At 68.9% G+C, this 14542-nt stretch carries 10 protein-coding genes; 5 read left to right on the forward strand and 5 right to left on the reverse strand.

From position 1 onward, the window contains the following. The first annotated feature begins 6 nt into the window (after positions 1 to 6). The 5 genes from VGU03_RS07695 to VGU03_RS07715 all read left to right on the forward strand — a co-directional run bounded on the left by VGU03_RS07695 (position 7) and on the right by VGU03_RS07715 (position 5200). On the forward strand, positions 7 to 1440 hold the full coding sequence (locus VGU03_RS07695) for a M20 family metallopeptidase (protein ID WP_327479806.1): 1434 nt from the start codon (positions 7 to 9) through the stop codon (positions 1438 to 1440). 4 nt (positions 1441 to 1444) lie between these two features. Beyond that, positions 1445 to 2137, forward strand: a complete 693-nt coding sequence (locus tag VGU03_RS07700; RefSeq protein ID WP_327479807.1) for a YggS family pyridoxal phosphate-dependent enzyme — start codon at positions 1445 to 1447, stop codon at positions 2135 to 2137. A gap of 250 nt (positions 2138 to 2387) precedes the next feature. Beyond that, complete coding sequence (locus tag VGU03_RS07705; RefSeq protein ID WP_327479808.1) at positions 2388 to 3029, forward strand: C40 family peptidase; 642 nt, start codon at positions 2388 to 2390, stop codon at positions 3027 to 3029. Positions 3030 to 3160: 131 nt separating this feature from the next. Then, a complete protein-coding gene (locus VGU03_RS07710; protein ID WP_327479809.1) occupies positions 3161 to 3811 on the forward strand; it encodes a rhomboid family intramembrane serine protease in 651 nt (216 codons plus the stop codon). A gap of 24 nt (positions 3812 to 3835) precedes the next feature. Then, on the forward strand, positions 3836 to 5200 hold the full coding sequence (locus tag VGU03_RS07715) for an amino acid permease (RefSeq protein WP_327479810.1): 1365 nt from the start codon (positions 3836 to 3838) through the stop codon (positions 5198 to 5200). 16 nt (positions 5201 to 5216) lie between these two features. Here the strand turns inward: VGU03_RS07715 and VGU03_RS07720 are convergent, their stop codons facing one another. The 5 genes from VGU03_RS07720 to VGU03_RS07740 all read right to left on the reverse strand — a co-directional run bounded on the left by VGU03_RS07720 (position 5217) and on the right by VGU03_RS07740 (position 14538). Then, positions 5217 to 5921, reverse strand: a complete 705-nt coding sequence (locus VGU03_RS07720; protein WP_414655949.1) for an aspartate/glutamate racemase family protein — start codon at positions 5919 to 5921, stop codon at positions 5217 to 5219. 188 nt (positions 5922 to 6109) lie between these two features. Continuing rightward, the gene (gene rapA, locus VGU03_RS07725) at positions 6110 to 8947 is read right to left on the reverse strand and encodes an RNA polymerase-associated protein RapA (protein WP_327479812.1); all 2838 of its coding nucleotides are present in this window, start codon (positions 8945 to 8947) and stop codon (positions 6110 to 6112) included. 278 nt (positions 8948 to 9225) lie between these two features. After that, entirely contained in the window at positions 9226 to 9903 is a 678-nt protein-coding gene (locus VGU03_RS07730) for a Fe2+-dependent dioxygenase (protein WP_327479813.1), read from the reverse strand. A 31-nt stretch (positions 9904 to 9934) separates the two neighbouring features. Next, positions 9935 to 12253, reverse strand: coding sequence for a catecholate siderophore receptor Fiu (locus tag VGU03_RS07735; RefSeq protein WP_327479814.1), 2319 nt, complete (start codon positions 12251 to 12253; stop codon positions 9935 to 9937). 161 nt (positions 12254 to 12414) lie between these two features. After that, positions 12415 to 14538, reverse strand: coding sequence for a M13 family metallopeptidase (locus VGU03_RS07740; RefSeq protein ID WP_327479815.1), 2124 nt, complete (start codon positions 14536 to 14538; stop codon positions 12415 to 12417). Positions 14539 to 14542: the final 4 nt, after the last annotated feature.

The raw sequence follows: 14542 nt of genomic DNA on the forward strand, positions 1-14542 counted from the left end.
CCGCCCATGGATACCGCGCGCCTGTCCGGCTTCATCGGTGGCTTGTGGGACGGCGAGATCGTGCCGCAGCTCGTCGAGTACATCCGCATCCCCAACAAATCGCCGATGTTCGATGCCCAATGGGTCGAGCATGGCTACATGGACCAGGCGGTGGCGCTGCTGGAGCGCTGGGCGCGCGGCAAGCTGGCGGGCTTGGCCGGAGCGACGCTCGAGGTGGTGAGGCTGCCCGGCCGCACGCCGCTGATCTACATCGACGTGCCGGCCACGCTGGCCGGCTGCGACGAAACGGTGGTGCTGTACGGGCACCTGGACAAGCAGCCCGAAATGACCGGCTGGGCCGAGGGTCTGGGCCCGTGGACGCCGGTGCTCAAGGGCGACAAGCTCTACGGCCGCGGCGGCGCCGACGACGGCTACGCGATGTTCGGTTCGCTCGCCGCGCTGCTGGCGCTGGCGGAGCAGGGCGTGCCGCACGCACGCTGCGTGATCATGATCGAGGCCTGCGAGGAGTCCGGCAGCTACGACCTGCCGTTCTACGTCGATCATCTGGCAGCGCGCATCGGCAGTCCTTCGCTGGTGGTCTGCCTAGATTCGGGCTGCGGCAACTACGACCAGCTGTGGCTGACCACTTCGCTGCGCGGCATGACTGGCGGCGAGCTGACCGTGCAGGTGCTGGAGGAGGGCGTGCATTCGGGCGACGCTTCCGGCGTGGTGCCCTCGAGCTTCCGCATCCTGCGCGAGATCCTCTCGCGGCTGGAGGACCCGGCCACCGGCAAGATCAAGCCGGAGGAGCTGTACGTGGAGATCCCGCCGCAGCGCATCGAGCAGGCGCGCCGCTCCACCGAGGTGCTCGGCAAGGCGGTGTACGACAAGTTCCCCTTCGTCGAGGGCATGCGGCCGGTCACCGATGACCTGGTCGAGCTGGTGCTCAACCGCACCTGGCGGCCGCAGTTGGCGGTCACCGGCGTCGGCGGCATGCCGGCGCTGGAGAGTGCCGGCAACGTGTTGCGGCCGTTCACCGCGGTCAAGCTCAGCCTGCGTGTGCCGCCGACCCTGAACGGCTCCAAGGCCGGCAAGTTCCTCAAGGAGCTGCTGGAGAAGGACCCACCCTACGGCGCCAAGGTCACTTTCAAGCTGGAGAAGGACGGCAGCGGCTGGAATGCGCCGCAGCTCTCGCCGTGGCTGGAGCAGGCGGTAGCCGAGGCCTCCGAGCATTACTTCGGCGCGCCGGCGGCCTACATGGGCGAAGGCGGCTCGATTCCGTTCATGGGCATGCTTGGCGAGAAGTTCCCGCAGGCGCAATTCCTGATCACCGGCGTGCTGGGTCCGCATTCCAACGCGCATGGCCCCAACGAGTTCCTGCACATCCCCACCGGCAAGAAGGTGAGCATGGTGGTGGCCGAGGTGGTCGCCCGCCACGGCGAGCAGGCCAAGCGCGGCTGAGTCCATGGGCGAACCGGACGACACGCTCGCCGCCCGCTGGGCCGCCGTGCGCGCCCGTGTGGATGCGGCTTGCCGCGCGGCCGGCCGCGATCCGGCCGAGGTGGCGATCCTGCCGGTGAGCAAGACCTTCGGGCCGGAGGCGGTGCGCGAGGCGGCGGCGCTGGGCCTGGCGCGCTTCGGCGAGAACAAGGTGCAGGAGCTGCGCGACAAGTCCGCCGCGCTGGCCGATCTCTCCCTGCGCTGGGTGCTGATCGGCCACCTGCAGACCAATAAAGCCAAGGACGCGGCCCGCCTCGCCGGCGAGGTGCAGTCGCTGGACCGGCTGGAACTGGCCCAGGCGCTGCACCGGCGGCTGGATGCCGAGGGCCGCACGCTCGACGTGCTGGTACAGGTCAAGACCTCGCCCGAGGAGAGCAAGCACGGCCTGCCGCCGCATGCGCTGCACGGCTTCCTGGACCAGCTGGCCGGCTTGCCCAGCCTGCGCGTGCGTGGCCTGATGACCCTGGCCGTGCAATCGGACGACCCCGGCGCCGTACGCGCCTGTTTCCGCCAATTGCGCGAATTGCGCGATGTCGCCGCGTCGGAGGGACATGACCTGCCGCGCCTGTCGATGGGCATGAGCGGCGACTTTCCCCTGGCGATCGCCGAGGGCGCGACCGAGGTGCGCATCGGCACCGCCATCTTCGGGCGGCGCTGAACGGCAACCGGCCGGCGGTCCCGCTCCCGGTATCGCGGTCCATGTCTCCCTAATTGTCGCGATTTCCCTGCGCTGGCGCGCTTGCGGGTGTGCGCCCAGTCACGCGCCTGCGTGAAGTTGTCGAAACGCCAGGGTTTAGTTAACGTCAATCGAACAACCTGGCGGGAAGCCTTTGTTAACTTCGGTCCCTCGTCGCCTCGTCTCCCGGCGTTGACGGCCAAACCCCAGAACAGCAAAGGGATTTTCCCGCATGCCCTTCCAGCGACCGATCGTAACCGCCGCCCTTTTCGCCGCGCTGTTCGCGATCGCGCCCGTGCATGCAGCCACTGAGAATTCCGCACGGACGCCGCTGTCGATGCCGTTGCTCGCGCCGATGCCGCTGGCCAGCCTGGCCCCGGCGATCGCCCGGGCGACCCTGCCGGTCGACCCCTCGGCCTTGCTGTCGGCGGCACCTGCCAGCGACCCGGTCGCGGAAGCGGCTGACGAGGAGGATTCGGACCTGCGCGGGGCGCTGGTCGCGCTGGCGATGAAGCTGCGCGACGTGCGCTACGTGCGCGGTGGGCACTCGCCGACCACCGGTTTCGATTGCAGCGGTTTCGTCCGCTACGTGTTCGCGCATGCCATCGGCCTGCGCCTGCCGGCCAATTCGGCCGCGCAGTTCCTCGCCGGCATCAAGGTCAAGCGCGACGACATGCAGCCGGGCGACCTGGTGTTCTTCCATACCCGCGGCAAGAAGCGCATCTCGCACGTGGGCATCTACCTGGACAACGGCCGCTTCATCCACTCGCCCTCGGCGGGCAAGTCGGTGGAGGTTTCCAGCCTCGATGAAGGCTATTGGGCCAAGCGCTTCGCCGGCGCGCGGCGGCCCGAGGGCATCGCACAGAACGGTTAGTGGGAAGCGCCACGGGGGTTTCCGCAGTCGGGCCGCCAACAGGCGGCCTTTTTTCATGGGCGTGCCGGCGCGCGTGGTCCGCGGCCGCAGGCCGATCGGTTACCCTTCACCGGATCACCACCGGATCGACCATGCCCTTGCAGCTGCCTCCCGTCACCCGCAACCTGCTGATCGCCAATGTGGCCGTCTACCTGCTGCAGCTGTTGCTCGGCGACGTGCTGGTGGCGCATTTCGCCCTGTGGCCCTGGGGGCCCGATCATTGGGCGCAACTGGGCGACGGCGTCGTGGCGGTGGGCTTCCGGCCCTGGCAACTGGTGAGCTATGCCTTCATGCACGGCGGCTTCCAGCACATAGCCTTCAACATGCTGGCGCTGTGGATGTTCGGCGGGCCGATCGAGCGGTTGTTCGGTAGACGCGAGTTCCTGCTCTACTACTTCGTCTGCCTGATCGTGGCGGCGCTGGCGCAACTGATGGTGGTGCAGTGGTTCACCCACGGCTTCTACCCGACGCTGGGCGCCTCGGGCGCCATCTTTGGCCTGCTGCTGGCGTTCGGCATGATGTATCCGCACGAGAAGGTCATGCTGATCTTCCTGCCGATCCCGATGCCGGCATGGCTGTTCGTGATCGGCTATGCCGCGGTCGAGCTGGTGCTGGGCGTCACCGGCACGCAGGCGGGCGTGGCGCATTTCGCTCACCTGGGCGGCATGCTGGGCGGCTACGTGCTGATCGAATACTGGCGCGGCCGCCTTCCCCTCAAACCCAAGCGCCGGCTGATGCGCTGATCCTTCCCACCTGACGGGCCTTACATGAGCGAGCAATTGCAGCGCCGGCTGACGCCGCGCCACATCACCTTCATGGCGCTGGGCATGTGCATCGGCGCCGGCCTGTTCCTGGGTTCGGCCAGCACGATCAAGCTGGCCGGGCCGTCGGTATTGATCGCCTACCTGTTCGGCGGCGCGATGATCTTCATCATCATGCGCGCGCTGGGCGAGATGGCGGCGCACGAACCGATCGCCGGCTCCTTCAGCACTTACGCGCACAAGTACCTGGGGCCGTTCGCCGGCTACCTGACCGGCTGGAACTACTGGGTGCTGATGATGGGCGTGGGCATCGCCGAGAGCACGGCGGTGGGCATCTACATGAAGGACTGGTTCCCGGAGCTGCCGCAGTGGGTCTGGGCGTTCGCTTCCGTGGCGATGATCGGCGGCCTGAACCTGATGGCGGTGAAGGTCTACGGCGAGATGGAATTCTGGTTCGCGCTGATCAAGGTGCTCACCGTGGTGCTGATGATCCTGGGCGGCCTGGGCATCATCTGGCTGGGCTGGGGCAATGGCGGGCAGCCGGTGGGCATCTCCAACCTGTGGACACACGGCGGCTGGTTCCCCCACGGTTTCACCGGCATGGTGCTGGCGCTGCCCGTGCTGGTTTTCTCATTCGGTGGCATCGAGACCATCGGCATGGCGGCGGCCGAGGCCGCGCAGCCCGAGCGCACCATCCCGCGCGCGGTCAATTCGGTGATCTGGCGCATCCTGATCTTCTACATCGGCTCGCTGTTCGTGATCATGGCGATCTACCCGTGGAACGAACTGGGCACGCAGGGCAGCCCGTTCGTGACCACCTTCGCGAAGCTCGGCATCCCGCAGGCGGCGGGGCTGATCAACTTCGTGGTGATCACCGCGGCGCTGTCGAGCTTCAATTCCACCACTTTCAGCGGCAGCCGCATGCTGCACAGCCTGGCGAGCAAGGGCCAGGCGCCCGTGGCGATGGGCCGCCTGAGCGGCAGCGGCGTGCCGGTGCGCGGCGTGCTGGTCACGATCTTCTTCCTGCTGCTTGGCGTGCTGCTCAACTACCTGGTGCCCGAGCGCATCTTCGGCATGATCATGTCGATCCTGGCGTTCAACACGGTATGGACCTGGGGCACAGTGCTGGTGGCGCACTGGCGCTTCCGCCGGCAGCAGGCCGCGCCGCTGCCGTTCCGGCTGCGCGTATGGCCGGCGAGCAGCGTGCTGGCGCTGGCCTTCCTGGCGTTCGTGCTGGTGATGCTGGGCTACAGCGCCGACACGCGCGTGGCGCTCTACGTGGGCGTGGCGTGGGTGGCCTTGCTGACCCTCGCCTACCGGCTGTTCGGGGTCGACCGGCGTATGCGCGGGCGACTGGCGACCGCGCCTTGAGGAGCCCGGCCGGCGCCTAGCCCAGCGCGAACTCGACCGCCGCGGCCGCGTGCAGGGCGGCGGTGTCGAACACGGGCACGCCCGCGTCGGCGTCGCCCAGCAGCAGGCCCAGTTCGGTGCAGCCCAGAATCGCGCCTTGCGCGCCGGCGCCGACGCCGCCCGCGATAAGTTCCAGCAGGTACTCGCGGGCCTGCGGGCGGAACTGTCCGGCGCAGAGTTCCTCGTAGATCAACCGATGCAATTCGGCCCGCCCGGCCGTTTCGGGCACCAGGCAGCGGACGCCGTGATCGCGCTGCATGCGGTCGCGGAAGAACGCTTGCTCCATGGTGAACGCGGTGCCGAGCAGCAATACCGTGTCCAGCCCCTGCGCGCGGATCGCGTCGCCGGTGGCGTCGACAATGTGCAGCAGCGGCAGCGAGGTCGCCGCTTCCACGGCGTCGGCCACGCGGTGCATGGTGTTGGCGCCGATCAGGATGCAGTCGGCGCCGCCGGCCTCCAGGCGCCGGGCCGACTCGGCCAGCCGCGTTCCCGCGCCCTCCCAGTCGCCCTCGCGCTGGCAGGCGGCGATGACCGAGAAGTCCAGGCTGTCCAGCAGCAAGCGCGCCGAGTGCAGCGGGCCGAGGCGGTCGCGTACCCCACGGTTGATCAGGCGGTAGTACTCGACGGTCGATTCCCAGCTCATGCCGCCGATGAGGCCGATGGTGCGCATGCGAGTTTCCATTGGGTGGGAGCGGCAGTGTGGTCTGAAGGCGCGGGTTGCTCAACGCAGGGAGATTCCACTCCGGTTGTCCCCATCCGCCTGTCGGCGCTTCCCGGGGAAGGCTCACACGTGGGGATCGCGATCCTTCCCCGTTTACGGGGGAAGGTGCCCCAAGGGCGGATGGGGAAGCCTTGCGGTAAGGCCCAACCTCACCGCAACGCCAGAAAATCGGGGCTAGCCACGAAGCGCACCGCATCAAGCCGCAGGCGCGACTGCGGCAAGGCGGCGAGCAGTGCCTGGCGTTCGGCCTCCAGCGTAGCGATCTCGGCCGGGTTGATCGAGGGATTGACCTCGCGCAACGCGCGCAGGCGCGAGAGCTCGGCGTCCAGCGTGGCCGTGGCCTGGGCAAGCGCCTCGTCGATGTGCTCGCGGACGCGCTGGCCGGCGATCGCCTCGGCCTTTTCCAGCATCGGCGGCACCAGCTTGGCGAGGAACTTGCGGTAGCGCGGCACCTCGATGTTGCGGTCGGCGGCCTTGCGCACGGCTGCCTCGCTGGGCTCGAAGCCGGCGCGTTCGGCCAGCCGCGTGTCGATGGTGACCGACAGCGGCAGCGTGGGCAGGAAACGCTCGGCGTCGAGCGCGCGGTCGGCCACGCATTCGAGCAGGAACACCGCCTGCAGCAGCGCGCTGCGCGGCGGCAGCGCGTCGTCGACCATGAAGGCGGCGTTGCCCTGTTCGCCGGACAGGGCCAGGTCCAGCGCGCCCTGCACCAGCGGGTGGTCGAAGCGCAGCAGCGGCAGCTCCTCGCGCGCGAGCGCCACCTCGCGGGCGAAGGTGGCCGAGAGCGGGCCCTCGGCGAAGCCGGGCAGGGCGTCGGTGGAAAGGTACTGGGGATCGAGCAGCAGCACCTGGCCGCCGAGTTCCTCGGCGTGGATGCCGAATGCTTCGAGCAGGCGCTGCACGTAGGCGTCGCGCGAGGGATCGACGTCCTCGCGGCGGAACGCCTGGCCCAGCTCGTCGGCGTGCGGGTCGCGGCTGGCGGCCAGTTCCAGCAAGTGATCGCGGCCGGCGCGGATCAGCGCGGCCAGCTCCTCGTGGGTGGCGCGCGTGTCGGCGAGCAGCGCGTCCAGTTCCTGGTCGCGGCCATCGGCGTTGCGCGCGTGTTCGTCGGCCAGGCGCACCAGCGGCTCGCCGTAGCGGCGCAGCAGCTCGCGCCCGTCGGCGGGGCTGGAACGGAAGGCATCGATGCCTTCGTCGTACCAGCGCGCCAGCACGTGCTGGGCGCTGTCCTCGACGGCGAGGATGTGGATGGCGATGTCGTGGGCCTGGCCGATGCGGTCCAGGCGGCCGATGCGCTGCTCGAGCAGGTCCGGATCCAGCGGCAGGTCCCACAGGATCAGCCGGTGCGCGAACTGGAAGTTGCGGCCTTCCGAGCCGATTTCCGAGCACAGCAGCAGGCGTGCGCCGTCGGGCTGGGCGAAGAAGGCGGCGTTGCGGTCGCGCTGCACGATGCCCAGGCCTTCGTGGAAGCGTGCGATGCCGGCGCCGGTGCGGGTGCGCAGCGCTTCCTCCAGCGCGAGCACCTTGGCCTGGCTGCGGCAGATCAGCAGGAACTTGTCGCGCGGATGCGCATCGAGCAAGGCGACCAGCGCGGCCAGGCGCGGGTCGTTGGCGTAATCGAGCTCCAGCGCCGGCGGCGGTTGCTGGATGTCGGCATGGAATTCGGCCAGCAGCGCCTGGCGTGCGTTCTCGTCCAGCGCGTCGGCCTCGATCGGCTGCCACTCGGGTAGGCGGCGCGGGAAGCCGCCGATGCCGGCGCGGCGGTTGCGGAACATCGCGCGGCCGGTGCCGTGGCGGTCGATCAGCGCGTCGAGCAGCTCGCGCGCGGCCGGGCGCGTGGTGTCCTGCAGCAGCCCCAGCAGCGCGGCGTCGCCGGCGAAGATCTCGCGCAGCGTGGCAAGCTGCGCCTCGTCCAGCGGCTCGCCCGACTGCAGGCGATCGGCGATCGGCGAGAGTGCCTGGAAGCGATCGGCCTCGGCCAGGTAGGCGCCCAGGTCGTGGTAGCGCTGCGGATCGAGCAGGCGCAGGCGGGCGAAATGGCCGCTGCGGCCCAATTGCTCGGGCGTGGCGGTGAGCAGGATCACGCCAGGCGTCTTGGCCGCCAATTGCTCCACCAGCGTGTAGCGCGGACTGGCGGCCTCGGGCGACCAGGCGAGGTGGTGGGCCTCGTCGACGATCAGCAGGTCCCAATCGGCGTCGACCAGCTGGCGCGCGCGCTTGGGGTTGTCCTCCAGGAAGCGGAAGTCGGCGATGACCAGTTGTTCGTCTTCGAACGGATTGCCCGCCGGGTCGGACTGCTCCAGCGCCTCGCAGCGCTCCTCGTCGTAAATGGCGAAGCTTAGATTGAAGCGGCGCAGCAGCTCGACAAACCACTGGTAGACCAGCGTGTCCGGCAGCAGCACCAGCACGCGCGAGGCGCGGCCGGTGGCCAGTTGGCGGGCGAGGATCATGCCCGCCTCGATGGTCTTGCCCAAGCCGACTTCGTCCGCCAGCAGCACGCGCGGCGGCCTGCGCGAGGAGGCGATGCCGGCCACGCGCAACTGGTGCGGCACCAGGCCGATGCGCGCCGCTGCGAGGCCCCAGGTCGGCGAGCGGCGCGCCTGCGCGCGGCGGCGCAGGCCTTCCAGGCGCAACTCGAACTGCGCCACCGGATCGGTGCGGCCGCCGACCAGGCGGTCGTCGGCCTGGCTCACGCTCTGTTCGTCGTCGAGCTGGCCCTCGTGCAGTTCGCGGCCTTCGCCGCGGTAGATCAGCAGTTCCTCCTTGATCTCCACCCGTTCGACCAGGAAGGCCACGCCCTTGCCGGCCACGCGCTGGCCGGGACGGAATTCGGCGCGCACCAGCGGGGCGGAGTCGATCGCGTAGGGGCGCAGCACGCCGGCCTTGGCGAACAGCACCTGCACGCCGCGCCCCTCCACCCGCAGCACGGTGCCCAGGCCCAGTTCGGGTTCGGCAGTGGAGATCCAGCGTTGACCGGGTACGAACATCGTGCCGCCGCGCTTTGCATGAAGGGGCGCCGATTATCCGCTCCTGAAGGTGTAGAGGGAACCGCTGGCCTGCGTGCCGATCGGTCCCGTTCGCGGGAGAGGTGACGAAGGGCGGATGGATGCTTGCGAAGCTCACCCTGAGCATTTCGCCCACGAGCGTCCCATCCGCCTGCCGGCGCCACCCCCGCGTTCGCGGGGAGGGACTCGATGCGGGTACTGTGGCCGATTCGCTCGCCCGCCGTCGTGAGGAAACGACGCGCAGCGAGCCATCGGCCAGCTCAGGTCTGCGACCAGCGCCGCAGCAGATTGTGGTAGATGCCGGTGAGCTGCAGCACGGCTCGCGCGTCGGCACCGCTTTGGGTCAGCCGCTGGATGGAAGTGTCCAACTCCAGCAGCAGCCGCCGCTGGCCATCGTCGCGGACCAGGCTCTGTACCCAGAAGAACGCCGCCAGGCGCACGCCGCGGGTGACCGGGCGCACCTCGTGCAGGCTGCCGGACGGGTAGACGATCGCGTCGCCGGCCGGCAGCTTGACCTCGTGCTCGCCGTACAGGTCGCTGACGACCAGTTCGCCGCCCTCGTAGTCCTCCGGTTCGCTCAGGAACAGCGTGCACGACACATCGCTGCGCAACTGTCCGCCCTCGGGCAGCGCCATCACCGCGCCGTCGACGTGAAAGCCGTAGTGGCCGCCATCCTCGTAGCGGTTGAAACGCGGCGGCAGGATGCGCTGCGGCAGCACGGCGGCATGGAACAAAGGGTGACGCGCGACCGCTTCGCCCACCTCGCGGCCCAGCTCCGGGCGCAGTGGCGAGGTGTCGGGCAGTTGCAGGTTGCGCTTGACCTGGGCGCCCTGAGCGCCCACCGTCTCGCGGCCGTCCGTCCAGGCGGCGCCGTCCAGCGCGGTGCGCAGGCGCGCAAGCTGCGCGCGGTCGAGGATCCCGGGAATGTGCATCAGCATGGCGCTCTCCCGCCGTGGTGGCCGTGGCCGATCAGAAGCGGATGTTCGCCGTCAGCATCGCCGCGCGCGGTGTGCCGGGCATGTAGCGGTAGCCGCTCTTGTTGATGGCTGCGACGTAGTGCTTGTCGAACAGGTTGTAGAGGTTCAGCTGCAGGTCCACGCGGGAGTTGAGCGGGCAGCTTGCCATGGCGTCGAAGACCCAATACGCGCCGGTGGTGGCCGGCGTGCCGATGGCACCGTCGGTGCCGCGCTTCATCGCACCGGCATAGCGTGCGCCGCCGCCCAGGGTGAGGCCGTAGGGCAGGCGGTAGGTGGTCCACGCCGTGAACGCGCTGCGCGGCGTGTAGGCGAGGTCGCGCGAGCCATCGTTGCTTACCGCTCGTCCGGAGGTGACGGTCGCGTCCATCGTGGTGAAGCCGGCGCTTGCCGACCATGCGTCGGTCAGGCGGCCGACCAGGCCCAGCTCGATGCCCTGCACCCGCTTGCGGCCGGTCTGGTAGTACTGCTGGTCGACCGGGTCCTGGGTCAGCTCGTTGCGCACCACGGTGCGGTACAACGCCGCGGTGAAGAGCAGGCGCTGGTCGAGCAGGTCCCATTTGGTGCCCACCTCGGTGGTGCTGGCCTTTTGCGGTTCCAGCGCGGGGTTGTCGGCGCTGCTGGGCGAACTGCTCAACAGCAGGGTGGCGCCGCCCGGCGGATCCTGCGACACGGCGTAGTTGGCGTAGATGCTGCCGTTGGCCGCCGGCTTGTACAGCACGCCCAGCTTGCCGTTGGGTAGCGTATCGACGATGCGCGCCGCCAGCCCCGGCACCGGCGTGCCGGCGGGCAGCGCTCCGCAGGCGGGCGCATTGCGGGCGCCACACAGCGCGACGCTATGGAAACGGGTGGTGTAGCGGTCCGCGCGCAGGCCGGCGGTGACCTGCCAGCGCTCGCCGAACTTCAGCGTGTCGAACAGGTAGGCGGCCGCGGTATCGGTGGCGCCGCTGCTCCAGGCGCCGGATGGGCCATAGCGCAGCCCGTCCACGCGCGGATCCGGGTGGTAGAGGTTGGCCGCCGGCCAGGTGCTCGATCCCAGCGGGGCGATGCCCACGTTGGTGGCCTTCTCTTCGGAGAACTCCACGCCCGCGCTGAGGTTGTGGGTGACCGCGCCGGTGGCGAAGTTCGCCGTGACGTTGGTCTGGTTGGTGAGGATGCGGTTGGACTGGTGTTTGAAGTTCGGATTGCTGCGCGCGAGCGTCCAGGTCGAGGGATCGGCGAGCTCGGGGGTGGCCAGGTTGGCGGCGTTGGCGAGGAAGGAGGTCAGCAGATAGTCCTGCCGCGTGCGACCCCAGCGCGTGGTGTTGCGCAAGGCGTGGTCGGCGTCGAACTCGTGCTGCACGATCAGCGTGAGCATGTCGGCAGTGACGTGGTCGTGGTCCTGCGCCGTGCCGTAAAAGTTCTCGCTGTCCACGCGCGGCGCCGCGCCGACCTGCGGCCGCGTGGGGTCGGGACTGCCATAGCCGGGCAGGCCGATGGTGGGTATGCCGCCGTCCGGGACGTTGTTCTGCTTGACGTGCAGGGCATCGACATAGACCCGCGTCGGCGTGCCCAGGCCGAAGGCCAGCGAAGGCGCTACGCCCCAGCGCCGGTTGCGCACGCGGTCGCGGCCCGGCACGCCGCTGTCCTGGCCTACGGCATCGAGGCGGAAGGCCGCTTGGTTGCCGATCTGGCGATTGAGGTCCGCCGTCATGCGCTGCTGCTGGCCGCTGCCGTAGGCCAGCGAAGCGGAGGCGCCGTCGGCGAGCAGCGGCTGACGGCTCACCATGTTGATCGCGCCGGTCGGCGCGGTGCGGCCATATTCGGTGCCGTCCGGGCCCTTGGTCACCTCGATCTGTTCTATGTTGAACAGGTCGCGGGAGATCGAACCTAAGTCGCGCACGCCGTCGACGAAGATGCTGCCGGAGGCGTCGAAGCCGCGCATGCTGACGCCGTCGCCGGTGGTGGTAGTGCCGTTCTCGCCCGCATAGAAGGTGCCCACGCCCGGGCTGTTGCGCAGCGCCTCGGTGAGCGTGGTCGCGCCCTGCTGCTGGAACAGGTCGCGGGTGATGATGCTGATCGTCTGCGGCGTATCCAGCAACGGCTGGGTGAACTTGGGTGAGTCGACCATGTCAGCGCGGTAGTCGGCGCCCGCGGTGGCGTTGACCTGGACGCTGGGCAGGCGCTTGGCGTCGCGTACCTGCGGGTCGGCCGGATCGGTGTTGCCGGCATAGGCGGGCAGGGCGAACGCCAGTCCGGCCAGCAGGCCCGCGGCCGTGGTGCGGGCCAGCGGGAGTGGGCGGGTCGGGTGCTTGCGGCTGGTGATGCCGGCCATGGGAGTCCTTGTCAGGCGTTATCGATGGCTGCGAACTTTAATGATAATGATTCGCAATAACAAGCAGAGCTCCGGTTCGTTGGCATAAAAAAAAGGCCCCGCCGGAGCGGGGCCTCGTTCGAAGCTTGCTGGCAAGCCCCTCCCGGAGGAGGGGCCCGGAATTACCAGATCTTCACCTGCTTGTCGCCCGAACGGACCATCGCGTCGCCCGGCTTGCACTGGAACGCGGCGGCGAACGCTTCCATGTTGGAAGGGGCGCCGATCGCGCGCAGCGAAGCGGGGGCGTGCGGGTCGGTGTTGAGTTGCAGCAGGGCCTGCTTCTCGCGGATCGAGCCACGCCACACGCGCGCCCAGTTGAGGAAGAAGCGCTGCTCCTCGGTGTAGCCGTCGATCTTCTTGCCGGCTTCCTCGGGGTTCTTCTTCAGCGCCGTCTGCAGCGCGTCGTAGGCGACGTTCAGGCCGCCCAGGTCGGCGATGTTCTCGCCCAGGGTCAGCTTGCCGTTGACGTGCGCGTCGGGCTTGTCCTTGATCGGCGTGTAGTCGTTGAACTGCGCCACCAGCTTGTCGGTGCGCGCGTCGAACTTGGCGCGGTCGTCCTTGGTCCACCAGTTGACGTTGTTGCCGGCGCCGTCGAACTGGCTGCCCTCGTCGTCGAAGCCATGGCTGGCCTCGTGGCCGATCACCGCGCCGATGCCGCCGTAGTTGATGGCGTCGTCCGCGTGGGCGTCGAAGAACGGCGGCTGCAGGATCGCGGCCGGGAAGTTGATCGTGTTGTCGGTCGGGTTGTAGTAGGCGTTGACCGTCTGCGGGGTCATGCCCCATTCCTTGCGGTCGGTCGGCTTGCCGATCTTGTGGATGTCGTACTCGTAGTTGTACTTGGCCGCGGCCATCACGTCGTCGTAGTAGGCGCCGGGCTTGATGTCCAGGCCCGACCAGTCACGCCACTTTTCCGGATAGCCGATCTTGGGCAGGAAGGTGTCCCACTTGGCGATGGCCTTGGCCTTGGTCTCCGGGCTCATCCAGTCGAGGTTCTCGATGCGCGCCTTCAGCGCGTTGCGCACGTTGTCGACCAGCTCCTGCGCACGCTCCTTCGCCTCGGGCTTGAACACCTTGTCGACGTAGAGCTGGCCCAGCGCCATGCCCATCGAGGAGTTGACCGCGCCGAGCACGCGCTTCCAGCGCGGCTTCTGCTCCGGCTGGCCGGAGAGGGTCTTGCCGTAGAAGTCGAACTTGTTGTCCTGGAACGCCTTGGACAGCAGCGGCGAGGCGTCGTCGGCGACGTGGAAGCGCAGGTAGGCCTGCCACTGGTCGATCGGCGCGCTTGCCAGGAGCTTGTCAAATTCGGCGAAGAACTTCGGCTGCGACAGCGAGAAGCCCTTGTCGATGGTCACGCCCTGCGCGGCGAAGAACTTGTCCCAGTTGAAGTGCGGGGTGACCTTGTCGGCGTCCTTGACGCTGACGAAGTGGTACTGGTTCTCCGGGTTGCGCAGATCGACCGGAGCCAGCGAGGCCTTGGCCAGCTCGGTCTCGAACGCCATCACCTGGTCGGCCTGCTTCTTGGCGTCGGCGGCGGGAACGCCGGTCAGCTCCAGCGTCTTGGCCACGTAGTCCAGGTACGCCTTGCGCTCGTCGGCGTGCTTGGGGTCGAGGTAGTAGTCCTTGGTCGGCAGGCCCAGGCCGCTCTGGAAGACGTAGCCGATCTGCATGTCGGCGTGCTTGAAATCGGCGCCCGAGCCGAACTGGAACACCTGCATGTCGCCGTCGGCGAAGCTCTTGTCGAGGTAGTCGGCCACGTCCTGGCCGCTCTTCAGCGCGGCGATCGCATCGAGCTTGGGCTTGATCGGGTCGAAGCCGGCCTTCTCGATGGCGTTCTCGTCCATGCCCGAGGCGTACAGGTAGCCGATCTTCTGCTGGATCGAGCCGGCCCGCGCGCTGGCGGCGTTCTTGGCCGCGGCGTCGACGATGTCGTGCTGGGTGTTCAGGCTGTTCTCGGCCAGTTGGTCGAAGGCGCCCCAGCGGCTGCGGTCCGACGGGATCGGGTTGGCGGCCACCCACTTGGCGTTGACGAACTGGTTGAAGTCCGTGCAGGCCTCGCCCATCGCGCCCAGTTCGCTCACGTCGAATACGCTCTTGGGAGCGGCGGCCATCGCGGTGGTGCCGGCGGCGGCGGGTGCGCTGGCGCTGGCGGCGGGCTTCTGTTCCGCGGCCTCGTGCTTGCCGCAGGCGGTCAGCGACAGCGCCAGGCTCACCGCGAGCGCCAGCGGCTTCAGATACTGCTTGGACATGGAT

Source organism: Frateuria sp., from assembly GCF_035944355.1.
In the GTDB taxonomy this organism is placed as follows: Bacteria; Pseudomonadota; Gammaproteobacteria; order Xanthomonadales; family Rhodanobacteraceae; genus Frateuria_A.

What these genes read in the sequence shown, in the direction of transcription:
- VGU03_RS07695 (WP_327479806.1), top strand. Translation starts at nt 7, where the DNA reads ATGGATACCGCGCGCCTGTCCGGCTTCATCGGTGGCTTGTGGGACGGC.
- VGU03_RS07730 (WP_327479813.1), bottom strand. Translation starts at nt 9,903, where the DNA reads ATGCTGATGCACATTCCCGGGATCCTCGACCGCGCGCAGCTTGCGCGC.
- VGU03_RS07740 (WP_327479815.1), bottom strand. Translation starts at nt 14,538, where the DNA reads ATGTCCAAGCAGTATCTGAAGCCGCTGGCGCTCGCGGTGAGCCTGGCG.
- VGU03_RS07735 (WP_327479814.1), bottom strand. Translation starts at nt 12,253, where the DNA reads ATGGCCGGCATCACCAGCCGCAAGCACCCGACCCGCCCACTCCCGCTG.
- VGU03_RS07715 (WP_327479810.1), top strand. Translation starts at nt 3,836, where the DNA reads ATGAGCGAGCAATTGCAGCGCCGGCTGACGCCGCGCCACATCACCTTC.
- VGU03_RS07700 (WP_327479807.1), top strand. Translation starts at nt 1,445, where the DNA reads ATGGGCGAACCGGACGACACGCTCGCCGCCCGCTGGGCCGCCGTGCGC.
- VGU03_RS07720 (WP_414655949.1), bottom strand. Translation starts at nt 5,921, where the DNA reads ATGGAAACTCGCATGCGCACCATCGGCCTCATCGGCGGCATGAGCTGG.
- rapA (WP_327479812.1), bottom strand. Translation starts at nt 8,947, where the DNA reads ATGTTCGTACCCGGTCAACGCTGGATCTCCACTGCCGAACCCGAACTG.
- VGU03_RS07710 (WP_327479809.1), top strand. Translation starts at nt 3,161, where the DNA reads ATGCCCTTGCAGCTGCCTCCCGTCACCCGCAACCTGCTGATCGCCAAT.
- VGU03_RS07705 (WP_327479808.1), top strand. Translation starts at nt 2,388, where the DNA reads ATGCCCTTCCAGCGACCGATCGTAACCGCCGCCCTTTTCGCCGCGCTG.